This window comes from Rhizobium sp. BK313, from assembly GCF_014193655.1.
Classification (GTDB): Bacteria; Pseudomonadota; Alphaproteobacteria; order Rhizobiales; family Rhizobiaceae; genus Rhizobium.
The window spans coordinates 1,492,599-1,517,319 of the sequence record NZ_JACHZQ010000001.1 but is presented as its reverse complement, the minus strand read 5'-3'; the positions used below and the strand labels follow the sequence as shown (position 1 = coordinate 1,517,319).

Annotated in this window: 23 protein-coding genes; 10 read left to right on the top strand and 13 right to left on the bottom strand. The window is 59.8% G+C overall.

The genetic code is table 11. The features are described 5' to 3' along the window. Nucleotides 1-5: 5 nt before the first annotated feature. Together FHT86_RS07180 and uvrA are read right to left on the bottom strand one after the other, a co-directional pair. Nucleotides 6-812, bottom strand: a complete 807-nt coding sequence (locus FHT86_RS07180) for a DUF72 domain-containing protein (RefSeq protein ID WP_133706169.1) — start codon at nucleotides 810-812, stop codon at nucleotides 6-8. Between the two features lie 30 nt (nucleotides 813-842). Next, a complete protein-coding gene (gene uvrA, locus FHT86_RS07175) occupies nucleotides 843-3,764 on the bottom strand; it encodes an excinuclease ABC subunit UvrA (RefSeq protein WP_133706168.1) in 2,922 nt (973 codons plus the stop codon). Between the two features lie 289 nt (nucleotides 3,765-4,053). Between uvrA and FHT86_RS07170 the strand changes: the two genes are divergently transcribed. Then, on the top strand, nucleotides 4,054-4,608 hold the full coding sequence (locus tag FHT86_RS07170) for a single-stranded DNA-binding protein (protein WP_133707102.1): 555 nt from the start codon (nucleotides 4,054-4,056) through the stop codon (nucleotides 4,606-4,608). Nucleotides 4,609-4,661: 53 nt separating this feature from the next. Here FHT86_RS07170 and FHT86_RS07165 read toward each other — a convergent pair whose 3' ends face one another. Beyond that, nucleotides 4,662-5,294 (bottom strand): MarC family protein, encoded by a 633-nt coding sequence (locus FHT86_RS07165; protein ID WP_133706167.1) that lies wholly within the window; start codon nucleotides 5,292-5,294, stop codon nucleotides 4,662-4,664. A 224-nt stretch (nucleotides 5,295-5,518) separates the two neighbouring features. Here FHT86_RS07165 and gyrA point away from each other — a divergent pair, with 224 nt between their 5' ends. Next, nucleotides 5,519-8,323: a DNA gyrase subunit A gene (gyrA, locus tag FHT86_RS07160; RefSeq protein WP_133706166.1), complete on the top strand. Its 2,805-nt coding sequence runs from the start codon at nucleotides 5,519-5,521 to the stop codon at nucleotides 8,321-8,323. Nucleotides 8,324-8,506: 183 nt separating this feature from the next. Here the strand turns inward: gyrA and FHT86_RS38410 are convergent, their stop codons facing one another. From FHT86_RS38410 to FHT86_RS07150, 3 genes are all read right to left on the bottom strand, one after another. After that, nucleotides 8,507-8,641: a hypothetical protein gene (locus FHT86_RS38410; protein ID WP_281411580.1), complete on the bottom strand. Its 135-nt coding sequence runs from the start codon at nucleotides 8,639-8,641 to the stop codon at nucleotides 8,507-8,509. Nucleotides 8,642-8,681: 40 nt separating this feature from the next. After that, the gene (locus FHT86_RS07155) at nucleotides 8,682-8,840 is read right to left on the bottom strand and encodes a hypothetical protein (RefSeq protein WP_166656767.1); all 159 of its coding nucleotides are present in this window, start codon (nucleotides 8,838-8,840) and stop codon (nucleotides 8,682-8,684) included. Nucleotides 8,841-8,936: 96 nt separating this feature from the next. Further along, complete coding sequence (locus FHT86_RS07150; protein WP_246779403.1) at nucleotides 8,937-9,218, bottom strand: hypothetical protein; 282 nt, start codon at nucleotides 9,216-9,218, stop codon at nucleotides 8,937-8,939. Between the two features lie 146 nt (nucleotides 9,219-9,364). On the opposite strand from FHT86_RS07150, the gene coaD reads away from it, so the two are divergent. The 6 genes from coaD (at nucleotide 9,365) to FHT86_RS07120 (ending at nucleotide 14,414) form a co-directional block, all read left to right on the top strand. Continuing rightward, entirely contained in the window at nucleotides 9,365-9,868 is a 504-nt protein-coding gene (gene coaD, locus FHT86_RS07145; RefSeq protein ID WP_133706165.1) for a pantetheine-phosphate adenylyltransferase, read from the top strand. Nucleotides 9,869-9,906: 38 nt separating this feature from the next. After that, entirely contained in the window at nucleotides 9,907-10,479 is a 573-nt protein-coding gene (locus FHT86_RS07140; protein ID WP_133706164.1) for a peptidylprolyl isomerase, read from the top strand. Between the two features lie 27 nt (nucleotides 10,480-10,506). Beyond that, on the top strand, nucleotides 10,507-11,016 hold the full coding sequence (locus tag FHT86_RS07135; RefSeq protein WP_133706163.1) for a peptidylprolyl isomerase: 510 nt from the start codon (nucleotides 10,507-10,509) through the stop codon (nucleotides 11,014-11,016). 73 nt (nucleotides 11,017-11,089) lie between these two features. After that, on the top strand, nucleotides 11,090-12,175 hold the full coding sequence (gene queA, locus FHT86_RS07130; RefSeq protein ID WP_133706162.1) for a tRNA preQ1(34) S-adenosylmethionine ribosyltransferase-isomerase QueA: 1,086 nt from the start codon (nucleotides 11,090-11,092) through the stop codon (nucleotides 12,173-12,175). A 6-nt stretch (nucleotides 12,176-12,181) separates the two neighbouring features. Continuing rightward, nucleotides 12,182-13,312, top strand: a complete 1,131-nt coding sequence (gene tgt / locus FHT86_RS07125; protein ID WP_133706161.1) for a tRNA guanosine(34) transglycosylase Tgt — start codon at nucleotides 12,182-12,184, stop codon at nucleotides 13,310-13,312. 520 nt (nucleotides 13,313-13,832) lie between these two features. Then, nucleotides 13,833-14,414 carry a cell wall hydrolase gene (locus tag FHT86_RS07120; protein WP_409527572.1) on the top strand — a complete coding sequence of 194 codons (582 nt, stop codon included), beginning with the start codon at nucleotides 13,833-13,835 and terminating at the stop codon, nucleotides 14,412-14,414. Between the two features lie 90 nt (nucleotides 14,415-14,504). On the opposite strand, the gene FHT86_RS07115 is transcribed toward FHT86_RS07120, so the two are convergent. The 5 genes from FHT86_RS07115 to FHT86_RS07095 form a co-directional block, all read right to left on the bottom strand. After that, the gene (locus FHT86_RS07115) at nucleotides 14,505-14,930 is read right to left on the bottom strand and encodes a DUF4864 domain-containing protein (RefSeq protein WP_133706159.1); all 426 of its coding nucleotides are present in this window, start codon (nucleotides 14,928-14,930) and stop codon (nucleotides 14,505-14,507) included. Nucleotides 14,931-15,060: 130 nt separating this feature from the next. After that, nucleotides 15,061-16,326: a beta-ketoacyl-ACP synthase II gene (fabF, locus tag FHT86_RS07110; protein ID WP_133706158.1), complete on the bottom strand. Its 1,266-nt coding sequence runs from the start codon at nucleotides 16,324-16,326 to the stop codon at nucleotides 15,061-15,063. A gap of 21 nt (nucleotides 16,327-16,347) precedes the next feature. Beyond that, nucleotides 16,348-16,854: a winged helix-turn-helix transcriptional regulator gene (locus FHT86_RS07105; RefSeq protein ID WP_133707100.1), complete on the bottom strand. Its 507-nt coding sequence runs from the start codon at nucleotides 16,852-16,854 to the stop codon at nucleotides 16,348-16,350. Nucleotides 16,855-17,138: 284 nt separating this feature from the next. Further along, nucleotides 17,139-19,040, bottom strand: coding sequence for an ABC transporter ATP-binding protein (locus FHT86_RS07100; protein WP_133706157.1), 1,902 nt, complete (start codon nucleotides 19,038-19,040; stop codon nucleotides 17,139-17,141). A 2-nt stretch (nucleotides 19,041-19,042) separates the two neighbouring features. Beyond that, nucleotides 19,043-20,932, bottom strand: coding sequence for an ABC transporter ATP-binding protein (locus FHT86_RS07095; protein WP_133706156.1), 1,890 nt, complete (start codon nucleotides 20,930-20,932; stop codon nucleotides 19,043-19,045). A gap of 296 nt (nucleotides 20,933-21,228) precedes the next feature. Between FHT86_RS07095 and FHT86_RS07090 the strand changes: the two genes are divergently transcribed. Both FHT86_RS07090 and FHT86_RS07085 read left to right on the top strand, forming a co-directional pair. Continuing rightward, nucleotides 21,229-21,885 carry a dihydrofolate reductase family protein gene (locus FHT86_RS07090; protein WP_133706155.1) on the top strand — a complete coding sequence of 219 codons (657 nt, stop codon included), beginning with the start codon at nucleotides 21,229-21,231 and terminating at the stop codon, nucleotides 21,883-21,885. A 262-nt stretch (nucleotides 21,886-22,147) separates the two neighbouring features. Then, nucleotides 22,148-23,224: a D-alanine--D-alanine ligase family protein gene (locus FHT86_RS07085; protein ID WP_133706154.1), complete on the top strand. Its 1,077-nt coding sequence runs from the start codon at nucleotides 22,148-22,150 to the stop codon at nucleotides 23,222-23,224. A 177-nt stretch (nucleotides 23,225-23,401) separates the two neighbouring features. Here FHT86_RS07085 and FHT86_RS07080 read toward each other — a convergent pair whose 3' ends face one another. Together FHT86_RS07080 and FHT86_RS07075 are read right to left on the bottom strand one after the other, a co-directional pair. After that, nucleotides 23,402-23,893 carry a YbaK/EbsC family protein gene (locus tag FHT86_RS07080; RefSeq protein ID WP_133706153.1) on the bottom strand — a complete coding sequence of 164 codons (492 nt, stop codon included), beginning with the start codon at nucleotides 23,891-23,893 and terminating at the stop codon, nucleotides 23,402-23,404. Next, nucleotides 23,890-24,717, bottom strand: a complete 828-nt coding sequence (locus FHT86_RS07075; protein WP_133706152.1) for an MBL fold metallo-hydrolase — start codon at nucleotides 24,715-24,717, stop codon at nucleotides 23,890-23,892. Before FHT86_RS07075 ends, FHT86_RS07080 begins: the two co-directional genes overlap by 4 nt. Nucleotides 24,718-24,721: the final 4 nt, after the last annotated feature.

Genomic DNA, 24,721 nt, shown 5'->3' with positions numbered 1-24,721 from the left:
GAAAGCTATTTCGCCATTTCTTCCTGAAGCGCGATCGCCCCGTGCGGCGCATTGACCTTGCCCTCATGGATCATGAATGCGAAGACGTCGCGCGGCTCGGCCTTGACCTTACGATCCGCATCGATCAACGGCAGGTCATCGGGTATCTTGCCCTCGGCCCAGGTTTCCAGACGCTTCGCCCAGGCTTTCAGTTCCTTCGGCGGATAGCAGGTCTTGATGTCATCGGAACCCTTTTGCAGGCGGGCATAGACGAAATCGGCGGTCACATCGGCAATCATCGGATATTCGAAGTGCTCGGCGCAAACCGGTGCGACATTGTATTTGGCAAGCAGAGCTATGAATTCCGGCACCTTGAACGAGTCATGCCTGACCTCGACGACGTGCTTCAGCGCCAAGCCGTTCTGTTTGTCCGGCAGTAATTTCAGGAATGCCTCGAAATCATCCGGATCGAACTTCTTGGTCGGCGCGAATTGCCAGAGCAGCGGGCCGAGGTGATCACCCAGTTCGCTGATGCCGGATTCGAGGAAGCGCTGCATCGATTCGCCGGCCTCGGAGAGCACACGCCGGTTGGTGACGAAACGCGTCGCCTTGAGCGAGAAGATGAAACCATCCGGCACATCGGCAGCCCATTTAGCAAAAACCTCCGGCTTCTGCGTGCTGTAATAGGTGCCGTTGACCTCGATCACCTTTAGCTTGCGGCTGGCAAAATTGAGTTCGTCCTTCTGCTTGAGACTGTCGGGATAGAATGTCCCGCGCCAGGGCTCAAAGGTCCAGCCGCCGATACCGGTTCGGATCGTGCCTGCAGTGGTCATTCTCTCCTCCATTGACTTAGCTAGGCCAATTCACTCCGCCGCCGCTACCTTCTTCATCGGCCGCCGCTCCAGCAGTTCCTTCAAAAACTGACCGGTATAGGACCGCTTCTCCTTGACGATCGTCTCTGGCGCGCCCACAGCGACGATCTCGCCGCCGCCGTCGCCGCCTTCGGGCCCGAAGTCGAGAATCCAGTCGGCCGTCTTGATGACCTCGAGGTTATGCTCGATGACGACGACCGAATTGCCCTGGTTGACCAGCTCATGCAGCATTTCCAGAAGTTTGGCGACGTCGTGGAAATGCAGGCCGGTGGTTGGTTCGTCGAGGATATAGAGCGTGCGGCCCGTCGATCGCTTCGACAGTTCCTTGGCTAGCTTGACGCGCTGCGCTTCGCCACCCGAAAGCGTATTGGCCTGCTGGCCGACCTTGATATAGCCGAGACCGACATCCTTCAGGGACTGCAGCTTGTCGCGTACGGCTGGAACGGCTGCGAAGAAATCGACGCCCTCTTCGACCGTCATGTCGAGCACATCGGCGATCGACTTGGTCTTGAAGGTGACGTCCAGAGTTTCTCTGTTATAGCGCTTGCCGTGGCAGACATCGCAGGTGACGTAGACGTCCGGCAGGAAGTGCATCTCGATCTTGATGACGCCGTCGCCCTGGCAGGCTTCGCAGCGGCCGCCCTTGACGTTGAAGGAGAAGCGGCCCGGCTGATAGCCGCGCGCCTTGGCTTCCGGCAGGCCGGCAAACCAATCGCGGATCGGCGTGAAGGCGCCGGTATAGGTCGCCGGGTTCGATCGCGGCGTGCGGCCGATCGGCGACTGGTCGATGTCGATCACCTTGTCGATATGCTCGAAGCCGTCGATGCGATCGTGATCGGCCGGGATTTCTCGCGCGCCCATGACGCGGCGTGCGGCCGACTTGTAGAGCGTCTCGATCAGGAACGTGGACTTGCCGCCGCCGGAAACGCCGGTGACTGCGGTGAAGACGCCGAGCGGGATCGAGGCCGTGACGTTCTTGAGGTTATTGCCCCTGGCGCCGACAACCTTGATCTCCTTGCCCTTCTTGATCTTACGACGCTCGTCGGGAACGGGCACGCCGAGTTCGCCGGAGAGATATTTGCCGGTCATCGATTTCGGGTTGGCCATGATCTCTTGCGGCGTGCCATGCGCTACCACCTCGCCGCCATGCACGCCGGCGGCGGGGCCGATATCAACGACATCATCCGCCGTCAGGATTGCATCCTCGTCATGTTCGACGACGATCACCGTGTTGCCGATGTCGCGCAGATGTTTCAGCGTTTCCAGCAAACGGGCATTGTCGCGTTGATGCAGACCGATCGACGGTTCGTCGAGAACATAGAGCACGCCTGTCAGTCCTGAGCCGATCTGCGAGGCCAGGCGAATGCGCTGGCTTTCGCCGCCGGACAGCGTGCCGGAATTGCGCGAAAGGCTGAGATATTCGAGGCCGACATCATTGAGGAAACGCAGGCGGTCGCGGATCTCCTTGAGGATGCGCACGGCGATCTCGTTCTGCTTGTCGGTGAACGTCTCCGGCAGCACGTTGAACCAATCGCGGGCAACACGGATCGACATTTCCGCGACCTGGCTGATATGAAGCTTGTTGATCTTCACCGCCAGTGCTTCCGGCTTCAGACGGTAGCCGTTGCAGGCCGGGCAGGGAGCGGCTGACATGAAGCGCTCGATCTCCTCGCGCGCCCAGGCCGAATCCGTCTCCTTCCAGCGCCGCTCGAGGTTCGGGACGATGCCCTCGAAATTCTTGTGCGTGGTATAGGAACGCGCGCCGTCGGCGTAGTGAAACTCGATCTTGTCCTCGGTGCCGTTCAGGATGACGTCCTTCGCGGTATCCGGGAGATCGCTCCAGCGGCTGCCGAGCTTGAAGCCGTAATGCTTGCCGAGCGCTTCCAGGGTCTGATTGTAATAGGGCGAGGTCGATTTGGCCCAGGGAGCGATGGCGCCGTCACGCAGGGTACGCTCCGGCTCCGGTACGATGAGATCCGGATCGATCTTCTGCTGCGAGCCCAGTCCGTCGCAGGAGGGGCAGGCGCCGAAGGGATTGTTGAACGAGAACAGCCGCGGCTCGATTTCCGGAATGGTGAAGCCGGAAACAGGGCAGGCGAACTTTTCCGAAAACAGCACGCGTTCATGCGTCTCGTTCAACGACTTGTTGGCAGAGCCGCCGGCCGAGGTTTCCTCCGGCGGCAGCGGTTTGTCGGCGAATTCTGCGATGGCGAGGCCATCGGCCAGGCGCAACGACGTTTCGAAGCTGTCAGCCAGACGCGCCGAGACGTCGGGCCTGACGACGATACGGTCGACCACGACGTCGATGTCGTGTTTGTATTTCTTGTCCAGCGCCGGCACATCGGCGATCTCGTAGAACTGACCGTCGACCTTGACGCGCTGAAAGCCCTTTTTCATGAGCTCCGCCAGTTCCTTCTTGTATTCGCCCTTGCGGCCTCGCACGAGCGGCGCGAGGATATAGAGCCTTATGCCTTCGCCGAAAGCGAGCACGCGGTCGACCATCTGACTGACCGTCTGGCTCTCGATTGGCAGGCCTGTCGCCGGCGAATATGGCACGCCGACGCGGGCAAACAGCAGGCGCATATAGTCGTAGATTTCGGTGACGGTGCCGACCGTCGAGCGCGGGTTGCGCGACGTGGTCTTCTGCTCGATCGAAATCGCCGGCGAGAGGCCGTCGATCTGATCGACATCCGGCTTCTGCATCATCTCCAGAAACTGCCGCGCGTAGGCCGACAGGCTCTCGACATAGCGGCGCTGCCCCTCGGCATAGATCGTGTCGAAGGCGAGCGAGGATTTGCCCGAGCCGGAAAGGCCGGTCATGACGATCAGCTTGTTGCGCGGAAGATCGAGATCAATGCCCTTGAGATTGTGCTCGCGTGCGCCACGTATGGAAATAGTCTTCAGTTCACTCATCGTCGTCTGCTGGTCCCTTGGTGTCTGCCCTTATTTAGTGATGCCCGCTCGTGAGTCGAGGCTGAAATCAAGGGGAGCGCCAGGTTTTCGATTCGGTTGACAGGATCATAGAGGTGAATTAGAACAAAGAAAGAACAAATTTGCCTTTGGGTCAAGGCCACATGTCGCATAATGTCTGTGGATGACCGTCGCATATGGTGCCGCTTAAATAGCGCCTGACGGCGGCAATGGTCTAAGGTGCGTTGATAGAGTTTCAGAGCCGTCGATGGGCGGCAAGCAGGGTGGTATCATGGCCGGTAGTGTGAACAAGGTAATTCTGGTTGGAAATCTCGGGGCGGACCCGGAAATCCGCCGCACGCAGGACGGCCGTCCGATCGCCAACCTCAACATCGCGACGTCGGAAACCTGGCGCGACCGCAATTCGGGCGAGCGCCGGGAAAAGACGGAATGGCACCGCGTGGTAATCTTCAATGAAGGCCTCTGCAAGGTCGCCGAGCAGTATCTGAAGAAGGGGGCCAAGGTCTATATCGAGGGCGCGCTCCAGACGCGTAAATGGCAGGATCAGAACGGCCAGGATCGGTATTCGACGGAAATCGTGCTGCAGGGCTTCAATTCGACGCTGACCATGCTGGATGGCCGTGGTGAAGGCGGCAGCGCTGTCGAAGGCGGCGGCCGCGGCGGGCGCGGAGGCGGCGACTTTGGTGGTGACTATGGCGGTGACGACTACGGCCAGCCTTCGTCGCAACCCTCAGGCCGCAGCGCTGGGGGTAGCCGTGGTGGTGCCGCAAGCAGCGGCGGTGGCAGCAATTTCTCGCGGGACCTGGACGACGATATCCCGTTTTGATCGGTAGATTACCGAATTAGGTTGAACCGGCCCGCCCTTTCCGGCGGGCTTTTTTACGCAAGCTTGAGGGCAGCCCGCGCACCGTCGACGACGAATTGGGCGGCGAGTGCGGCGAGGATAACGCCGAGGAGGCGGGTCAGGATGGCGCGGCCGGTCGATCCCAGCATGCGATCGAGCCTGTCCGAAATCGCCAGGGCGGCGAAGACCAGTCCGAGATTGACGGCGATGACGAGGATCAACTGAGCTCGGTCAAACGTAGTTTGCAGCGAACCGGCCAGCAGGATGGTTGCCGAAATGGCGCCGGGCCCTGCGATCAGTGGCAGGGCCAACGGAAATACCGCGATATTCTGGATATGATCCTTGGTGATTGCGGTTTCCGTGGCCTTTTCTTTCCGGTCCTGCCGCTTCTCGAATACCATTTCGAAGGCGATCCAGAAGAGCAGGAGGCCGCCGGCGATGCGGAAGGCGCCGATGGAAATGCCGAGAATGCCGAGTACGCTGGCGCCGAACAAGGCAAAGGCCGCCAAGATGAAGAACGCGATCAGCGAGCCGCGCAACGCCACCTGCTTGCGCTCCGCTCGGTTCATGCCGGCTGTTAGCCCGATGAAAAGCGGAGCAAGACCTGGCGGGTCGACCGTGACGAGCAGCGTTGTGAAAGCATTGATCAGCGTATCAGTGCTCGCCATACAATCCCCGGAAGTCGTTTTCTGTCGTTGTTGTGCCATTGATATGCGAGGAATTGTGTTTCGCAAAGCGCAATGCGGCGCAACTGGAACGTCCTGCCACGGAAATGTGCTATTTAACGGATTAAGAGGTAAAAGCCTGTTCAAAAGCACCCACCAAAATTGGCGCTTGCAGGGCCTTTCGGCTATAAATTTCGCAGTGATTCTAAAAGAGATCGTGATCTGTTTTGACTGAGCAAACACCACCCGGCGGCGGGAAGCTCCCGCCAGGCATCGAGCCAATTTCCATCATGGAGGAAATGCAGCGGTCGTATCTCGATTACGCCATGAGCGTAATCGTCAGCCGCGCGCTTCCCGATGTTCGCGATGGTCTCAAGCCCGTTCATCGGCGCATTCTGTACGGCATGTCGGAACTCGGGATCGATTGGAACAAGAAATATGTAAAATGCGCCCGCGTCACCGGTGACGTGATGGGTAAATACCATCCGCACGGCAACCTGGCGATTTATGACGCGCTCGCCCGCATGGCGCAGCCCTGGTCGCTTCGCCTGCCGCTGATCGACGGTCAGGGTAATTTCGGTTCCGTCGACGGCGATCCGCCGGCGGCCGAACGTTATACCGAATGCCGCTTGCAAAAGGTGGCGCATTCGCTGCTCGACGACCTCGATAAGGATACCGTCGATTTCCGAGAGAACTATGATGGCACGCTGAGCGAGCCTGTCGTCGTGCCGGCAAAGTTCCCGAATCTGCTAGTCAACGGTTCGGGCGGCATCGCCGTCGGCATGGCGACCAATATCCCGCCGCATAACCTGTCTGAAGTGATCGACGGCTGCATCGCGCTGATCGACAATCCGGCGATCGAATTGCCGGAGATCATGCAGATCATCCCGGGTCCGGATTTTCCGACCGGCGCCAAGATTCTCGGTCGTGCCGGCATCCGCTCGGCCTACGAGACGGGACGCGGCTCCGTCGTCATGCGCGGCGTCGCGACGATCGAACCGATGCGTGGTGACCGCGAGCAGATCATCATCACCGAGATTCCTTATCAGGTGAACAAAGCGACGATGATCGAGAAGATGGCTGACCTCGTGCGCGAAAAGCGCATCGAGGGCATCTCTGATCTGCGCGACGAATCCGACCGTCAGGGTTACCGCGTCGTGGTCGAGCTGAAGCGCGACGCCAATGCCGATGTCATCCTCAATCAGCTTTATCGCTATACGCCGCTACAGACCTCTTTCGGCGCCAACGTGGTCGCGCTGAACGGCGGCAAGCCGGAGCAGTTGACCCTTCTCGACATGCTGCGGGCCTTCGTGTCCTTCCGCGAAGACGTGGTTAGCCGCCGCACCAAATATCTTCTGCGCAAGGCCCGCGAACGCGCCCACGTCTTGGTCGGCCTCGCGATTGCCGTGGCCAATATTGATGAAGTGATCCGCGTCATCCGCCAGGCACCCGATCCGCAGTCGGCGCGAGAAGAGCTGATGACCCGTCGCTGGCCGGCGGAAGATGTCGAATCTCTTATCCGGCTAATCGATGATCCCCGTCATCGCATCAACGAAGACGGCACTTACAATCTCTCGGAAGAACAGGCGCGCGCCATCCTCGAGCTGCGTCTCGCCCGTTTGACGGCACTTGGCCGCGACGAAATCGGCGACGAACTCAACAAGATCGGCGCCGAGATCAAGGACTATCTCGACATCCTCTCGTCGCGCGTCCGTATCCAAACCATTGTAAAAGAAGAGCTTGCCGCGGTTCGCGACGAGTTTGGTACCCCGCGCCGCACCGAGATCGTCGACGGCGGCCTGGAGATGGACGACGAGGATCTGATTGCCCGCGAGGACATGGTCGTCACCGTTTCGCATCTCGGCTATATCAAGCGTGTGCCCTTGACCACCTATCGTGCCCAGCGCCGTGGTGGCAAGGGTCGCTCCGGAATGACCACGCGAGACGAGGATTTCGTTACCCGGCTATTTGTTCTCAATACGCATACGCCGGTTCTCTTCTTCTCGTCGCACGGCATCGTCTACAAGGAGAAGGTCTGGCGCTTGCCGATCGGCACGCCGACGTCGCGCGGCAAGGCGCTGATCAACATGCTGCCGCTGGAGCCCGGCGAGCGCATAACCACGATCATGCCATTGCCCGAGGACGAGACCACCTGGGACAATCTCGACGTCATGTTCTCCACGACGCGCGGCACCGTGCGTCGCAACAAGCTGTCGGACTTCGTTCAGGTCAACCGCAACGGCAAGATCGCCATGAAGCTGGAGGAAGAGGGCGACGAAATCCTCTCCGTCGAGACCTGTACCGAACATGACGACGTGCTTTTGACGACGGCGCTCGGCCAATGCATCCGCTTCCCGGTTTCCGACGTGCGCGTCTTTGCCGGCCGCAATTCCATCGGCGTTCGCGGCATCACGTTGGCGTCGGGCGACAGCATCATCTCGATGACCATCGTCAACCACGTCGACGCCGAGCCGTGGGAACGTGCGGCCTATCTCAAGCGCGCCGCTAGCGACCGTCGCTCGACCACGGGCGAGGATGAGGAAATCGCGCTGGTCGGCGAGGAAGTCACCGAAGAGGGACAGCTTAGCGATGAACGCTATGAGGAGCTGAAGGCACTGGAACAGTTCGTTCTGACGGTTTCGGAAAAGGGCTTTGGCAAGCGGTCGTCGTCCTATGATTTCCGGATCTCCGGCCGCGGCGGCAAGGGTATCCGCGCCACGGATACGTCAAAGACCAGCGAGATCGGCGAGCTTGTGGCCGCGTTCCCGGTGGAAGAGAGCGATCAGATCATGCTGGTTTCGGATGGCGGCCAATTGATCCGTGTTCCGGTCGGCGGAATCCGCATTGCCAGCCGCGCCACCAAGGGGGTTACCATCTTCTCGACCGCCAAGGATGAAAAAGTCGTTTCGGTCGAGCGCATCAGCGAGCCGGACGGCGAGGATGACACGGTCGAGAATGGTACCGAGGACGACTCTCCGAACGGTGATGCCGAAGTCTCGAATAATGATGATGGGATCGCGACCGAAGAATAAGGTTTGGTATCCAGCGTATGAAAAAACGACCGGGCGGCATGGCTGCCCGGTTTTTTTGTTGGTGTCACGATTTCGATGCTGCCAGTGCATAAAAAAACCGGACGCTGGGGGAGCGTCCGGTTCGAAATAACCCGAGCGATTGGGGGCCGCACTCGGGATGGGGGATATCGGAGAACCTGTGGTTCAGAGCGCCTTATGGTGTTTGTTCAGCTTCTTGCTCTCCTCGCTTTCGCGGTGGAGCGCCGAGATGGTGGACGCGACGGATACAACGAACATAATGCTGATGAAGAGCGTAAGCACCGTTAATATCGTGAACATGATCGCTCCCTTCCTCTGGTGGAACTAGCGTTCAGATCCCTTAATACTGGCTGGTGGCAACGAAGGGACGAGCCGAAGCAAAGGGACCGTAGATCTTCGACTGGTCAGGCTTTTGGTCGTAAAGAGCGATTGTCGCTGCAAGCATTCCCGAAATCATGGTCATCCAAACAACGTTAATAAGGGTGATCTTGTCGGGCATACTCTGTTTCCTTCTTACCGATATGTACAAAATCTATGGTTCGGGTTTTTAACGCAGCGGCTCGTGAATGGTTCCGCCGGGATGTTGAGGCTCTGTTTACCAACGCTCGTCTGAAGCGACCTTGAATGCCTTGTTCATCTGGCGTTCAGATTCGCGATGCGTTTTACGCATGGCGGTGGCGATTTCTTGAGCATAATTGGTGCTATCTCCGTCAGCATGGATAGCTATCCATTCGATTTCGTAATTGTTCGCGAAGAGATGAACGGCGTATTCGATGACGAAAGAGCCGATAATGGCGACTGCAACTATGAGGACCAACATGGCCTTGATATTCCCTGAGCCGGAGGCGGATGAGCCGATGGAACCGGCCCGTTTCAATGTTGGCGCGAATAAAGCATTGTTGATCTGAAACAGGCTTGAACGCCGTATTCATCTGCCGTTCAGAGGCGGCCAAAGGGTTGTAAATGACTTGCGATACGGGCCCATCCGTGACAAAAGGCGTCGAAACAACGGGCCGGCCTGGTATGACGATAGCCTTTTATCCCGGATCCTTCGATCCGATGACCAATGGACATCTGGATGTCCTTGTGCAGGCGCTGAATATCGCCTCCAAGGTTATCGTCGCCATCGGCATTCATCCCGGCAAGAAACCACTTTTCTCCTTCGAGGAACGAGCGGAACTGATCACTCGCTCGCTTGCCGACGCACTGCCGCACAAGGCGGGCGATATTTCGGTCGTCGCCTTCGACAATCTGGTCGTCGATGCGGCGCGCAAGCACGGCGCGAGCGTCTTGGTACGAGGCCTGCGTGACGGCACCGATCTTGACTATGAAATGCAGATGGCCGGCATGAACCGCCAGATGGCGCCTGATATTCAGACCCTGTTTCTGCCTGCCGGCACCGCATCGCGGCCCATAACCGCCACATTGGTGCGGCAGATCGCATCCATGGGCGGCGATGTCAGCGCCTTCGTGCCGTCAGCGGTTCTTGAAGCCCTGACAGGCAAGTTAAAAGATACGGCTCAATAGAAGACAGGGCCGAAATTCATTTTCTGAACGGAGCACCCATGAAACTCTTTCATCTCGCATTGGCAGGCTTCCTCAGCCTTGCCGCCTTCGCAGGCAGCGCCTTCTCGGCTGCGGCCGACGATTTTCTGACCATCCAGCTCAAGGATGGCCCTGTCGTCATTCAGCTCATGCCCGATGTTGCCCCGAAGCATGTCGCGCAGATCGAGGCGCTGGCGAAGAAGGGTGCATACGACAATGTCGCCTTCCATCGCGTCATCGATGGGTTCATGGCACAGACCGGCGACGTACAATACGGCAACATGGCCAAGGGTTATGATCCCCAGAAGGCCGGCACCGGCGGCTCCGATATGCCCGACCTTCCTGCCGAGTTCTCCAAGGTTCCGTTCACCCGCGGCACCGTCGGCATGGCGCGCGCGCAGGATCCGAATTCCGCTAATTCGCAGTTCTTCATCATGTTCGCCGATGGCGATTTCCTGAACGGCCAGTACACGGTCGTCGGCAAGGTCGTCTCCGGCATGGAATTCGTCGACAAGATCAAGCGCGGCGACGGCCAGAACGGCGAAGTGAGCAGCCCTGACCGGATGGTCAAGGTCACGGTCGGCAAGAAGTAAGATTTGAGAAGAGAAGAGGAAACGAAAATGGCAGAGATCAAGGATCCCGAAAACACCCTCATCCTGGAAACCACCAAGGGTCAGGTTGTCATTCAGTTGCTGCCGCAGGTAGCTCCGGAGCATGTCGCCCGCATCAAGGAACTTGCACGCGAGAAGGCCTATGACGGCGTCGTTTTCCACCGTGTCATCGACGGCTTCATGGCCCAGACCGGCGACGTGCAGTACGGCAAGCAGGGCAGCGAGAGCTTCAATCCCGGCCGTGCTGGCATGGGCGGCTCCTCCAAGCCGGACTTGAAAGCCGAATTTTCCGCGACGTCGCACATTCGTGGCACTTGCTCGATGGCCCGTTCGCAGAATCCGAACTCGGCTAACTCGCAGTTCTTCATCTGCTTCACCGATGCGCCATGGCTGAACAAGCAGTATTCGGTCTGGGGTCAGGTAATCGACGGCATGGACAATGTCGACAAGATCAAGCGCGGCGAGCCGGTGCGTGATCCGGACTCGATCGTTTCCGTGCGCGTTGCCGCCGACGTCTGATCGTGATTATTCCTGAAACCCGCCTCTCGCGCCTTGGCGTGGGGGCGGGTTTCGCTTTGCTGAGATTACCAGAATGCGCGTTGACCTTTTCGATTTCGACCTGCCGGACGAGCGCATTGCGCTGAGGCCCGCCGAGCCGCGCGACAGCGCGCGCCTGCTCGTGGTCGATCCGAATAATTCCGAAGCGGCTCTGAGCGATCATCGCGTCCGCGATCTGCCGTCTTTCCTGCGCCCGGGCGATGCTATCGTCTTCAATGATACGAAGGTCATCCCCGCTCAGTTGGAAGGCATTCGCCATCGTGATGGCGCGCCCGGCCAGCAGGTATCGGTGACCCTGCATATGCGCGCCGGCCCCCACCGCTGGAGAGCTTTCGCGAAGCCGGGCAAGCGCATCAAGACCGGCGATCGCATCCAGTTCGGCCATGGTGAAAATGTCTGCATCCTCGGTGCACTCGACGCTGTGGTCGAGGAGAAGGGCGAGGGTGGAGAGATCACGCTGCGCTTCGATCTTTCGGGTCCGGCACTGGATGAGGCTATTGCCGCTGTCGGCCATATCCCGCTGCCGCCCTATATCGCTGCCAAGCGTCCGGAAGACGAGCGCGACCGTGCGGATTATCAGACGATTTATGCCCGCGAGGAGGGCGCCGTTGCTGCCCCCACTGCCGGGCTGCATTTCACTCCGTCGCTGTTTGCCGCGCTTGATGCCATGGGCGTCGAGCGGCATTTCGTGACGCTTCATGTCGGCGCCGGCACCTTTTTGCCGGTCAAGGCAGACGACACCGAAGACCATAAGATGCATTTCGAAATCGGCTACGTCGACGCGATGACGGCGGCGAAGCTAAACGCCGTGAAGGCGAGGGGTGGGCGCATCGTCTGCGTCGGCACGACGTCGCTGCGGCTGATCGAAAGCGCTGCCGGCGATGATGGAGCGATCAAGCCCTGGTCGGGTGCGACGGGCATCTTCATCACGCCCGGCTATCGCTTCAAGGCGGTCGATGTCTTGATGACCAATTTCCACCTGCCGCGCTCGACGCTATTCATGCTGGTATCGGCCTTTGCCGGCCTCGATACCATGCGCGCGGCCTATACCCATGCTATTGAGACGGGTTATCGCTTTTATTCTTATGGCGATGGCAGCCTGCTCTACCGGAAAGACTAAGACGAGATGAGCGAGAGCTTTCAGTTCCAGTTGAAGAAGACCGACGGCGGCGCCCGTCTCGGCGAAGTCTCCATGCCGCGCGGCACGATCCGCACGCCGGCCTTCATGCCGGTCGGCACGGTCGGCACCGTCAAGGCGATGTATCTCGACCAGGTGCGCGAAACCGGCGCTGACATCATCCTTGGAAATACCTATCACCTGATGCTGCGCCCGACCGCCGAGCGCGTCGCCCGCCTCGGCGGTCTGCATGAGCTGATCCGCTGGCCGCACCCGATCCTGACCGACTCCGGCGGATTCCAGGTGATGTCGCTTTCCGGTCTGCGCAAACTGGATGAGAAGGGCGTCACCTTCAAGTCGCATGTCGACGGCAGCATGCACCATATGTCGCCGGAGCGTTCGATCGAGATCCAGGGCCTGCTCGGTTCCGATATCCAGATGCAGCTCGACGAATGCGTGGCACTGCCCGCGACGCCGAAGGAGATCGAGCGCGCCATGGAGCTCTCGCTTCGCTGGGCCGAGCGCTGCAAAGTTGCCTTCGGCGACCAGCCGGGCAAAGCGATGTTCGGCATCGTGCAGGGCGGCGATGTGCCGGAGTTGCGCGTTCGTTCGGCGCGAGCACTGACCGAGATGGGTCTGAAAGGCTATGCCGTTGGCGGCCTTGCTGTCGGCGAGCCGCAGGATGTGATGCTGCGCATGCTGGATCTCACCTTGCCGGAACTGCCAACCGACAAGCCACGCTACCTGATGGGCGTCGGAACGCCGGACGATATCCTGAAATCCGTCGCCCGGGGCATCGACATGTTCGATTGCGTTATGCCGACCCGCTCTGGCCGCCACGGCCTGGCGTTTACCCGCAGGGGCAAGGTCAATATCCGCAATGCCCGTCACGCCGAGGACATGCGCCCGCTCGACGAGCAGTCGAACTGCCCGGCCTCGCGCGACTATTCCCGCGCCTACCTGCACCATCTCGTGCGTGCCAACGAGGCGCTCGGCGGCATGCTGCTCTCTTGGCACAATCTCGCTTACTACCAGGAACTGATGCAGGGCATCCGCCAGGCGATCGCCGAAGGCCGCTTTGCCGATTTCATGGCCGAGACGCAAGAGAGTTGGGCAAGGGGCGATCTGGAGCCGGCGTAAAAAGATTTTTCCTTTTGACTACACGTCGAAAGAGGCGGGTACCCGTAGCTCTTTTTATTATAAATAAGTAAATTATAACAACGTATTACAGCGAACACTTCACGTCGTGAATAAGCATGTGTGATAAGACGTGTCGGGCGTTCCCGGGCGGGTCATGATGATGCCGCAATAAAAAAGCATTTGGAAAAATAGCGAATCGAAATAAACGTCGCGCGGTCGATGATAAGGTTCGTTGGCAATTTTTGAAGGCGGCAGGTTTGGAATTTCTGTGAATTTCGGCTAAAACGTTTTCTCTTAATCGATAAGGGCTCACTAATAAAATAGGAGGCACCTGCCGTTGAGGGCGCAACGCGCATTAGGGACCTGTCTTTCCGGGCTATTGTTTGTCGGATTGACGGCCACGGGCTGTACGACGGTGGCGAATGCGCCGTCGGCCAGCCGCAACTCTTCGAAGTCCGTTCGGTCGACGAAGGTAACTTACAACTACACCGCAAAAGATCGCGATTGTTTGGAGCGAGCGATGTATTTCGAGTCCGAGCACTCGGACCATGATGGATACATGGCGGTCGGAACGGTCGTGATGAACAGGTTGACCTCCGGCGCCTACCCGCAGTCGATCTGCGGCGTAGTCGCGCAAAAAAGGCAATTTGCGCCAGGAGTGATGACCAGGGTGGTTAGCTCGCAGGCCGAACCCGAGCTCGATCTGGCGGCATCTGCGGTTCTGCGCGGAGAACGGCACCCGGGCATAAAGGATGCGATGTTCTTCCACACCGAAGGTCTGAAGTTCCCGTACGACAACATGCACTATGTTGCCGTGGCCGGGGGGAACGCCTTCTATGAGAAACGCGGGCAGGATGGGGCGCTAGAAACGCCGGCACCGCTTCCCGCCTATGAAGTTGCAATGAACTATGTGCCTGTGAGAACGGTCACGACAACGCAACTTCCGCTGTTGTTGCCGACTGCAGACCAGCTCCCAGTGCCACCCCCCGACACGACTGCAAGCATCAGCGCAGTGCCAACGTCTACAATAGCCGTTCCGCTACCCCGTCCTGCGTTTGATGGTGCGGCTCCGTCCGCCAGTTTCGTCAAGGCCGGCGGCTAATCCGGGCGCAGCCGGGATTTGATCGAAGCTCCTGATGCAAAACGGCCATTCCTCGGCTGCATCTGCAGGGAGGGTCGGGAAGGACTCCGATCAAATCCCCTGGCTCGTCGTGTTCGGCAGGATCTGCACGCCGTTGATCTTGTAACTGCCATCCGGCTGACGGGTGATCTGATAGATCGCCGTCCAGTCCTTGTCGTCTGTGCCGGTGATCAGTACTTCCTGATAGACGACAGCGCCGTTGTCGATGGCGCGGCTCTTGCCGAAGGCGTAGTTGCCGGGGTGGTAGACCGGCTGGTAGCTCTTCTTCACCATGGCGAAGAAGGTGTCCTTGTCCGGAAAAAGCGCCTTGATGCCGGGCGCTGCAAAGGAATAGGCGGAAGCCGCATCATTATGCAGGAAAGCTTCGATCTGTTGCTGGATCAGCGTCTGTGCCGATTGCACCGGATCTTCCGCGCGAGCAGGTGGTGCGAAGGCGAGGGTGATGCAGAGGGCGGCAGCGAGAGATAAAGCGCGCATGGACAATCTCCGGCAATATCCTGGAGAGCATAGCGCGCTTTATGCCTTTGCAGAAGGGACGGCGGAGTGTTGCCGGGAACAGCTTCTGATGGGTTCGACGGTCGCCGGGGTTCGAAAGAGATAAGCCCGACTATTGCCAGCGACGGAACAGGGCGCTGGCATTCACGCCGCCGAAGCCGAAGCCGTTGGAAATCGCATACTCCATTGCCATCGGCCGGGCGGTCGCGCCGACGATATCGATGCCCTCGGCCGCCGGGTCTGCCTCCTGCAGATTGCGGGTCGGAGGCGCAATCTGATCGCGTAGCGCCATGATGGTGAAGACTGCTTCCAAACCGCCGGCGGCACCCAGAAGATGGCCCGTCGCCGCTTTCGTGCCGCTGACCGCGATACCGCCGTCGCGGCCGAACACCGTCTTGATTGCTTCCATCTCGCCGCGGTCGCCGACCGGGGTCGAGGTGGCATGTGCATTGAGATGTTGGACTTCACTGGGCGAAATGCGGGCCTGCGACAGAGCCGCCAGCATCGCCCGGCGCGCACCATCGCCGTCCTCGGGACCTGCGGTCATGTGGTAGGCGTCCGCGGCGGTGCCGTAACCGACGAGTTCGGCAAGCGGAGTGGCACCGCGGGCAAGAGCATGGTCCAGCGTTTCGATCACCAACATGCCGGCGCCTTCGCCCATGACGAAACCATCGCGGCCGGCGTCGAAGGGGCGGGAGGCTTCTTCCGGCCGGTTGCTGAAGCCGGTGGAGAGTGCGCGCGCTGCCGCAAAGCCACCGAGGCTGACCTTGTCGATGCAGGCCTCCGCCCCACCGCAGATTGCCACATCAGCTTCACCGGCACGGATGAGCCGGGCCGCGTCGCCGATCGCCTGGACGCTGGCGGCACAGGCCGTCACCGGCGCACCAAGCGGCCCCTTATAGCCGTAGCGAATACTGACCTGGCCGGCCGCCAGATTGACGAGGAAGGAGGGGACGGTGAAGGGCGACAGCCGCCGCACGCCGCGCGTCTCGGCCGTGCGCACCGCATCGGCGATCGCCGGAAAACCGCCGATGCCGGAGGCGATGATCGTGGCGGTGCGTTCGAGTTCTCCGAGATCGGTCGGCTGCCAGCCGGCTTGTTTGATCGCCTCTTCGGCAGCAGCCATGGCGAAGAGGATAAAGCGGTCCATCTTCTTCTGATCCTTCACCGGCACGTAGCGATCGGCATCGAAACCGGCTTCGCTATCTTCCTCAAGGCTCGGCACGACGCCACCGACCTTGGCAGCGAGATCACCGACCATTGTCTCGGGCAGAAGTCTGAGACCCGAACGGCCTTCGACCAGCCGCGTCCAGGCGGAGCTAACGCCGACGCCCAATGGCGAAACCACGCCCATGCCCGTTACGACGATGCGATCCATAGTGAGGTACTCCTATCTTTATCAGGCGTCGAAGCCCAGGAACCATGCCTTCATCTGCGCTATCCGTTCATGGACGGCGTCATCGGCCGCCGGCCCGGGCACCAGAATCGTGTCTTCGGGGTGAAAAGCGCGGCCGGTCACGCGGTCGATGAGCAGGGGATCGCGATCCTCACCGGTCACCGGATCTGCCAGCCGCATCGCGACTTCCTCAGGCGGCAAATGCCGGTTGCCCCATGTAAACAGCGCCATGAGAACAGGAAAGAAGTCGCGCCCCTTATCGGTCAGCACATATTCGTAGCGCGGCGGCCGCTCGCTGTAGAGGCGGCGTTCGAACAAACCTTCGTCCGTCAAATGCTTCAACCGCCGCGTCAGGATATTCGGAGCAACACCAAGATTCTTCTGGAATTCATCGAACCGCGTCAGTCCCTGAAGCGCATCGCGCAGGATCAGAATGCTCCACCAGTCGCCGACGCTTTCGAGCGCACGGGCGGCGGGACATTTGAAGGCGCTGAAGCTTGTTCTCTGCATGGCCGAGGCGAATAGCACGAGTGACTATCATGATGCAAGTCACACAAGCTAAGCAGGGCGAGGAAGCTCCATGCTTCGAGGCCTTGCCGCCTTGCGTCAAGGCACCTCAGCATGAGGCGGCCAGAGTTCGCGGCTTCGGCAGAAGATCAGCATGAGCCCTGCGGAGGAATGAGACGAGAAAATCAACTCCGGCCGACGACGGGAGCAGGACGAGGCGAGGGGATTGGCCTCATGGTGAGGCCGCGGAGCCTCGAACCCCGAGGGCGGATGGTATAAGCCAAGCCTTACGTTTGCGACTCCGCCGGCACGGACGCCACTACTTCCTCCTCAGGGATATCGTCGAAGGAGGCATAGTTGAGGTTATAAAGCTTCGAATAGAGCTTGCCATTGGCCATGAGCTGATTGTGATTGCCGCTCTCGATCAATTGGCCGTTCTGCAGGACGATGATGCGATCGGCTTCGCGGATGGTGGCGAGGCGGTGGGCAATCACAAGGCCGGTGCGTCCCTCGAGCAGCTTAACCAGTGCCTTCTGGATCAGCATTTCGGTGTAACTGTCGATGTTCGCGGTTGCCTCGTCGAGCACGAGGATTTTCGCGTCGGCGACGAGGGCGCGGGCGAAGCTGACGAGCTGGCGCTGGCCAAGCGACAGACCACCGCCGCGTTCGCCGAGGACGGTGTCGTAACCGTCGGCAAGCCGCGTGATGAACTCGTGCGCGCCGACTGCCTGTGCAGCCTCGATGATCTCTTCGCGCGTCGCCTCGGCCTTGTTGTAGCGGATGTTCTCCAGCACGGTGCCGGTGAACAGGAAGGGCTCCTGCAACACCATGGCGATCTGCCGGCCAAGCGAATCCTGGGTGAGGGAGCGCACATCATGGCCGCCGACCAGCACCTGGCCCTGCTGTACCTCGTAGAAACGGTGGATCAGCGCCATGGAACTCGACTTGCCCGAACCGGTCGGCCCGATCAGAGCCACGGTCTCACCGGGATTGACCTTGAAACTGACATTCTTCAGCACCGGATGTTTCGGATTGTAGCCGAAGACGACGTCGCGGAATTCGACCGAGCCGTCCATATCTCCCAACAGCGCCTTCGCGTCCGGCGCATCCACGATGTCGACCGGCACGTCCAGCACTTCAGTCAGCCGCTGTCCGGAGGCCATGGCGCGCTGCATCACGGAGTACTGCATGGTAAGTGAGCGGATAGGATCGAAGAAACGCTGAATGTAGAACAGGAAGGCAACCATGACGCCGACATCGAGCCTGTGGTTCAGCACCATCGAACCGCCAACGATGATGACGATGGCCATGGCCATGCCCGTGAGCGTATCGACGATCGGCACCATCACTTGCGCGTATCTCGCCGCGGTCAGGTGTGACTGGAGATTGGTATATGCCTTATCGTCGAAGAGACCGAAATTGACGCTTTGCCGGTGCATGCCCTGAACGGCGCGCACGCCGTGGATCGCCTCAGCCAACGCGCCGTTGGTAATCGAGTTGGTCTCATGCGCGTTCATGAAGGCGACACGCGCTTTCGGCAGCCAGAACAGGCGGACGACGAAGAGGATCGGCATGACCGAAAGCGTCAGCAGGCCAAGCCGAAAATCGAGCGACAGTATCACGACGACGATGCCGAAGAGCAGGGCGATGTCCCCGACGGAAAGTACCGATGTTTCAAGGAATTCCTGCATGGAGTTCACGTCGCCCTGCAAACGCGACATCAGCCGGCCGACTTCGGTCTTGTCCATGAAGGAGAGTGATACCCGCTGCAGATGCGCGAACATCGCCCTGCGGATATCGAAGAGCACTTCTTCCGCCACCTCGCCGACAAAGGTTTCCTGCACGTAGCTTGCAGCATAATTGACGAGTATCGCTGCGGTGAAGATCGCCAAGGCCAGCCAAAGGGCCGAATAATTGATCGCGCCAGGCGCCATTGCGTGGTCGATCGCGTAGCGGATGACGAGCGGTATGACGATCTGCGATCCGGTGAACAGAAGCACAGCTCCGACCGAGATATAGATCTGGCGGCGATAGGGGCTGACGAAGGTCCAGATGCGGCGGACGATCTTGCCGTCGAAGACCTTACCGAAGATCTCTTCCTCAACACGATGCGAACCGACCACCGCACGAGGAGGGCGGCGCCCGTCCTCGCGCACGTCGTTGCGCTCGGTTTCAATGGTTTCCGACATTGTCAGGCCTCCCTTTTCGCGCCTGCGACCCTGTCGTCTGGCACCTTTGCGACATCGTCGTCTGGGCGAACCTGCAGGTCGTACAGAGCCTTGTACCGCCCGCCAGCGGCAAGGAGCTGTTCATGGGTTCCGCGCTCGACGATCTCGCCGTCTTCGATAAACAGGATCTGGTCGGCATGCATGAGCGAACTCAGCCGGTGGGCGACAACAAGGGTCACCCGGTCGCGGGCAAAACGCTTCATGGCACTGCGGATGCGTTGCTCCGTTGCGGCGTCGATTGCCGCGGTGGAATCGTCGAACACCATCACCGCCGGTTTCAGCATGAGCGTGCGCGCGATCGTCAAGCGCTGGCGCTGGCCGCCGGAAAGCGACACGCCGCGTTCGCCGACGACAGTAGTATAGCCGGCCGGCAGGCCGAGAATGTAGTTGTGCAGTTGGGCGGACTCGGCGGCGCGCTCGATGCGCTGTTCCTTGGCCCAGGGATCGCCATAGGCGATATTGTTTTCGATGCTGGTGGTGAACAGGAAGGAATCCTGCTGCACGACGGCAACCGACTGGCGTAGCGACTGTAGTGTCGCCTTGCGGATGTCCTGGCCGTCGATGGTGATGCGGCCGGATGTCACGTCGTAGAAGCGCGGAATCAGATGGGCGATGGTGGACTTGCCGCTGCCGGGCGGGCCGACGATGCCGATCGTCTCGCCGCGCCGCGCCTCGAAGCTGATATTCCTGAGGATGGGGCGTTTTTCCGGGCCGGGATAGGTGAAGCCGACATTTTCAAAACGCAGCACGCCGTCCGTGACGGCAAGCGGTTTGGCATCCGGTGCATCCTTGATGGCGATGTCGAGGTCGAGCAGGGCGAACAGCCGTGAGCCGCAGGTCGACGCGCGGGCGAATGCGTTGACCATCAGGCCGAGCTGGCGCACCGGCATCTGCAATATGGTCATGAAGGTCAGGAACGAGGCGAGGGTGCCGACGCTGATCTCGCCCGCAATGACCTTGTTGCCGCCCACCCAGAGCACGAGGCCCATGGCCGCGAAAAAGGAGAAGTTCATGGCACTGGTGTTGACGACGCGGATACCGACGCGCTTGTGGGCGAGGGTGAGCGCGTTGTGCGACGCCTTGTCGAACTTCATGAGCTCGTGGGCCTGCGCAGCGAAGGCGCGCACAACACGAATGCCGCCGAGATTTTCTTCCATCACACGGGTCAGCACCGAGAGCCGTTCCTGCAGGTCGAGCCAGGTCGAACGCAATCTTAGCTGTGTCACAGAAGAGCGCCAGGCGACGAAGGGTACGAAGCTCAACGCCAGAAGCCCAAGTAGGACGTCGGTCGACAGCAGCATATAAGCGCCAACGCCGATCAGCATGGTGAGAAGCACCATGCGCACCAACGCCGTCGAAAAATACATGCGCACGCCTTCGAGATCGAGCAAACCGACGGTGATGAGATCGCCGGAGTGCACTTTATCGTGGAAGCTGAAGGAGAGCTGCTGGATCTTTTCGTAGCATGCGAGCCGCAACTCGTATCCCATATGGTGTCCGACGGCTTCGCTGTAATAGTTCTGCACCATCGTGAAAAGACCGCGCAGGACACTGACCACAAGGAGGAGCAGGGCGGTCGTCATCAACGCATTTTCCGCGATCTGACCTGCTGCGCCGCCGGCAACCGCCGTTTGTGTTTGGTCTACCGCGTGGCCGAGTAGGCGCGGGATCAACAGCTGCAGTGTCGCCGCAACGAATGTTGAGCCGATCGCAAAGCCCGTCTGCCAGGGATGGCGCAGCGTCATATGCGTGATCCGCACGATGGTGGAGAGACCTCGACCCCAACCGGCCGCATTGACATGCGCCAACGAAGCCAAAGGCTTCGCCGCGCTTCTTGATGAATCGCTGCTCACGCTTTTATCCAGGCATTTTCGAACGAGGCGGGCCCGAAATCGGGTTCGGATCGCAAAGGAAATATTGGTAGGACGAATGTCGCCGATTCCAGCCTGTCATTCAAGAGTCAATTGGTCACAAGTGCTACCTGGACGTTAGATTGCGTGTTCGCAGAGCATCGGTATTCCGTGAAGGTCCGAAAGACATACGCGAGCCTTCGAGTAGCTTGCCTCAGACAAAAATTCCGGGCGCCTGTCGGTTTCATCCGAAGGGAAACGTCCTTGGATCAACATCCCCGAAGTTCATGGAGGACGTCATGCGCAGGATCATTGCAGCTACATTCGTCAGCCTCGACGGCGTCATGCAGGCGCCGGGCGGTCCGGAAGAAGATCCGACCGGCGGATTCCAGTTCGGCGGCTGGACGTTCCCTTATTTCGATGAAGCGACGGGTGCAGCCTTGGATCAGATATTCGGAAAGCCGTTCGACCTGCTGCTTGGCCGCAAGACCTACGATATCTTTGCCGCCCACTGGCCCTATGCCGGCGAAGAGGACCCTATCGCCGTGTTGTTCAACAAAGTCACCAAATATGTTGCGAGCCACGACGATGCCACGCTCAGCTGGAACAACAGCCGATGGCTTGGCGCTGATGTTACGGCAGCGCTGACGGAGCTTAAGAAGGGCGAGGGGCCGGATCTCCTGATCCAGGGGAGCAGCAATCTTATTCAGACCCTGCTTCGTCACCGATTGATCGATGAATACACTGTGCTGATCTTCCCTCTGATGCTGGGCAAGGGAAAGAGACTTTTCGGCGACGGAACCGTTCCGGCCGCGCTGAAGCTCATCCGCTCACAATCCTTTCCAAGCGGGGTGATCATGGCAACTTACGAACCGGCCGGCGACATCAAGACCGGTTCCTTTGCCCTGCAGGACCCGTCCGAGGCCGAGATCCGGCGCCGTCAAAGCTTGGAGTAGCCGGCGAATGACGGAATGATCCCGCCATTCCCGGCACCCGCCGGGCATGGCGGAAGTGACCGGATAACGCACCGGAATGGCATTTGAAGGCTCGTCGGCTTTGATCCGCCAGCGGGCGGTCGGGAGCCGACTTTGCCGCACTTCAGCCGGAAAGATCGGAGATGACACTGCCACTTGCCACCTTCGACCGTTTTCTCGCCAATTGCTGCATTGCGGCCAGCTTCTAAGTCCTGCCAACTCTAAACAATTCCGGAGATCGTTAATGACCGACGCCGCGGCCCCTTCGAAACTGCGCATCGCCGTGCTTTTCGGCGGACGTTCCGCCGAGCACGACGTTTCGGTGCTTTCTGCGACGAATGTGATGCGTGCTTTGCCGCCCGCCAAATACGATGCCGTGCCCGTCTTCGTCACTCGTGAGGGAAAATGGCTCCTGAGCTCCTTCGAAGATGGAAAGCTGTCGACGCCGGAGAGCGGCACGGAAGTCTGCCTTGTGCCCGGCGGGCGCGGGCGGATGATCGCGATTCCGTCCGGCGATAGTGCCCACGACCTGCCGAAGATCGATATCCTGTTTCCTGTCCTGCATGGCCTGCACGGCGAGGACGGCTCGGTGCAAGGGCTGGCCGAAGTCGCGCGGGTACCGCTTGCCGGATGCGGCATTCTCGGTTCGGCTGCAGCACTGGACAAGGACATCGCCAAGCGGTTGCTGAAGGAGGCGGGGCTGGCAACCGCACGTTCGGTCACCATTCACGAGGACAACCGGCCTTCCTTCGCCGATCTCGAACGCGTCCTCGGGCTCCCCGTCTTCATCAAGCCGGCGCGGCAGGGATCGTCTGTGGGCGTCAGCAAGGTTGCGACGGCCGGTGAATATGAGGCGGCGCTCGCGGAAGGCTTTAAGCATGACCGCAAGCTGCTTGCGGAGGAGTTCATCCGGGGCCGCGAGATCGAATGCAGCGTGCTGGAGGATACGGCGGGCGGGCTGTTCGTTTCGCGCCCAGGCGAGATCGTGCCGGCGGAAAGCCATGGCTTCTACAGCTACGACGCAAAATATATCGACGCGGACGGCGCGGCTTTGAAAGTGCCGGCCGAACTGCCGGAGGAGGTCGAGCGCCGGATCCGCGAGATGGCGGGCAATGCCTTCCGGGCAGCTGGCTGCGATGGCATGGCTCGCGTCGATTTCTTCGTGACCGCCGACATGCAGTTTCTCGTCAACGAGATCAACACGATTCCGGGCTTCACCGATATCAGCATGTATTCCAAGGCGATGGTAGCAAGCGGTGTCAGCTATGCCGAAATCATCGATCGGCTTGTAGCGCATGGGTTGGCACGAGCCAGCCGATAAAACCCAACGCGCAGTGTCGTCGTCGCAAAACTTCTGATTTTTTGCGACGACGGCAAACGAAGAAGGGAGGAGCGTCGGCAGCACTTGAAAATAGAACCCACCCCAAAGGTACGCTGAAAATCAGATAAGATAGATTATGGAACTAAAAGCCATGTTGGAAGTGTGCTGGACCCGCCTTCAGCTGGGCTTTACGCGAATAATCTTGGCTCCGATCTTCTCCGCCAAAATCTTGGGATCGCAGGCAAAGATGCTATCCGGCCGTCCTGCTGCGCACCAGACTTGGTCATAGCCCAACAAGCTTTCGTCGATGAAAACCGGTAGATTCACGCGATGGCCGATCGGACCGACCCCACCGATCGCGAAGCCGGTTTCGTCACGGACACGGTCGATGTCGGCGCGCTTTAGATGCAGACTATAATTGGCTGAAATATAAGCCGTATCGGCATTGTGGGCGCCGGAAACAAGTAGAAGCGTCAAGTCGTGAGTCTCCGCGTTGACGAAAACCAGCGATTTGACGATCTGGCCGACGACGCACCCAGCCGCATTGGCCGCTTCCTCAGCCGTGCGGGTCGATTGCTCCATACGCTTGATGGCGATGTCGAGACCGAGATCACGGGCCGCCTGTTCCACGCGCTCAAGGCTGGAAAGCTTCTTGCTGTCCTCGCTCATAGATCATCATCCTCCACATCGAGCTCGATCCGCATCTGATCGTAGGCCGGTTCGACATTGTCGGGTGTTTCCGCAAGCACGGTCGCGTAATCGAGCGGTGTGTGCATATGCGTCAGGATCGCGCGTCTTGGCTGCAGCCGCTCGATCCAGGCGAGCGATTGCTCCAGCGAGAGATGGCTTGGATGCGGCCGGTATTGCAGCGCATCGATGATCAGAACATCGAGGTTTTGAACCCGCTCGACAGATTCCGCCGGGAAGTCGCTGATATCGCTGCAATAAGCGAGCGCGCCAATACGAAAGCCGAGCGAATGGATGTCGCCATGTTGCTGCTTGTGCGGCCAGAAGCTGATCGGACCACCCGGCCCTTCGACCGTGAAACTCTTATCCAGGCTTTCGATGATGATCGGCCGGACGATCGGCGGATAGTTGCTGCCCGCCGGCGTTTCCAGGCAATAGCCGAAGCCTTCGCGGATGCGGTCCATGGTTGGCTGATCGGCATAGATCGGAATGCGCTCATGCGAGTTGTGGAAGAAACCGCGCAGATCGTCGATACCGTGAATATGATCGGCATGGGCGTGTGTATAGAGTACCGCGTCGACGGAGCCGACGCCGGCGCGGATCATCTGCTCGCGAAAATCCGGGCCGGTATCGACGACGACGGTGGTAACGCCGCCATCCGGCGCAATCTGCTCAATCATGAAGGCGGAGCGCGTGCGCCGGTTTTTCGGGTTCTTCGGGTCGCAAGCGCCCCAGTCGCCGGTAATGCGCGGCACGCCCGGCGACGACGAGCAGCCCAATATGGTGAAGCGCCGCCGGTGTGTCACGCCG

Excerpts from the sequence above, each read along its gene's own strand:
- FHT86_RS07105 (WP_133707100.1), bottom strand. The coding sequence starts at position 16,854 with ATGCAGAGAACAAGCTTCAGCGCCTTCAAATGTCCCGCCGCCCGTGCG.
- coaD (WP_133706165.1), top strand. The coding sequence starts at position 9,365 with ATGACGATAGCCTTTTATCCCGGATCCTTCGATCCGATGACCAATGGA.
- queA (WP_133706162.1), top strand. The coding sequence starts at position 11,090 with ATGCGCGTTGACCTTTTCGATTTCGACCTGCCGGACGAGCGCATTGCG.
- FHT86_RS07155 (WP_166656767.1), bottom strand. The coding sequence starts at position 8,840 with ATGCCCGACAAGATCACCCTTATTAACGTTGTTTGGATGACCATGATT.
- FHT86_RS07135 (WP_133706163.1), top strand. The coding sequence starts at position 10,507 with ATGGCAGAGATCAAGGATCCCGAAAACACCCTCATCCTGGAAACCACC.
- FHT86_RS07115 (WP_133706159.1), bottom strand. The coding sequence starts at position 14,930 with ATGCGCGCTTTATCTCTCGCTGCCGCCCTCTGCATCACCCTCGCCTTC.
- uvrA (WP_133706168.1), bottom strand. The coding sequence starts at position 3,764 with ATGAGTGAACTGAAGACTATTTCCATACGTGGCGCACGCGAGCACAAT.
- fabF (WP_133706158.1), bottom strand. The coding sequence starts at position 16,326 with ATGGATCGCATCGTCGTAACGGGCATGGGCGTGGTTTCGCCATTGGGC.
- FHT86_RS07170 (WP_133707102.1), top strand. The coding sequence starts at position 4,054 with ATGGCCGGTAGTGTGAACAAGGTAATTCTGGTTGGAAATCTCGGGGCG.
- FHT86_RS07090 (WP_133706155.1), top strand. The coding sequence starts at position 21,229 with ATGCGCAGGATCATTGCAGCTACATTCGTCAGCCTCGACGGCGTCATG.
- FHT86_RS07140 (WP_133706164.1), top strand. The coding sequence starts at position 9,907 with ATGAAACTCTTTCATCTCGCATTGGCAGGCTTCCTCAGCCTTGCCGCC.
- FHT86_RS07085 (WP_133706154.1), top strand. The coding sequence starts at position 22,148 with ATGACCGACGCCGCGGCCCCTTCGAAACTGCGCATCGCCGTGCTTTTC.
- FHT86_RS07120 (WP_409527572.1), top strand. The coding sequence starts at position 13,833 with ATGTATTTCGAGTCCGAGCACTCGGACCATGATGGATACATGGCGGTC.
- FHT86_RS07165 (WP_133706167.1), bottom strand. The coding sequence starts at position 5,294 with ATGGCGAGCACTGATACGCTGATCAATGCTTTCACAACGCTGCTCGTC.
- FHT86_RS07180 (WP_133706169.1), bottom strand. The coding sequence starts at position 812 with ATGACCACTGCAGGCACGATCCGAACCGGTATCGGCGGCTGGACCTTT.
- FHT86_RS38410 (WP_281411580.1), bottom strand. The coding sequence starts at position 8,641 with ATGTTCACGATATTAACGGTGCTTACGCTCTTCATCAGCATTATGTTC.
- FHT86_RS07080 (WP_133706153.1), bottom strand. The coding sequence starts at position 23,893 with ATGAGCGAGGACAGCAAGAAGCTTTCCAGCCTTGAGCGCGTGGAACAG.
- tgt (WP_133706161.1), top strand. The coding sequence starts at position 12,182 with ATGAGCGAGAGCTTTCAGTTCCAGTTGAAGAAGACCGACGGCGGCGCC.
- FHT86_RS07100 (WP_133706157.1), bottom strand. The coding sequence starts at position 19,040 with ATGTCGGAAACCATTGAAACCGAGCGCAACGACGTGCGCGAGGACGGG.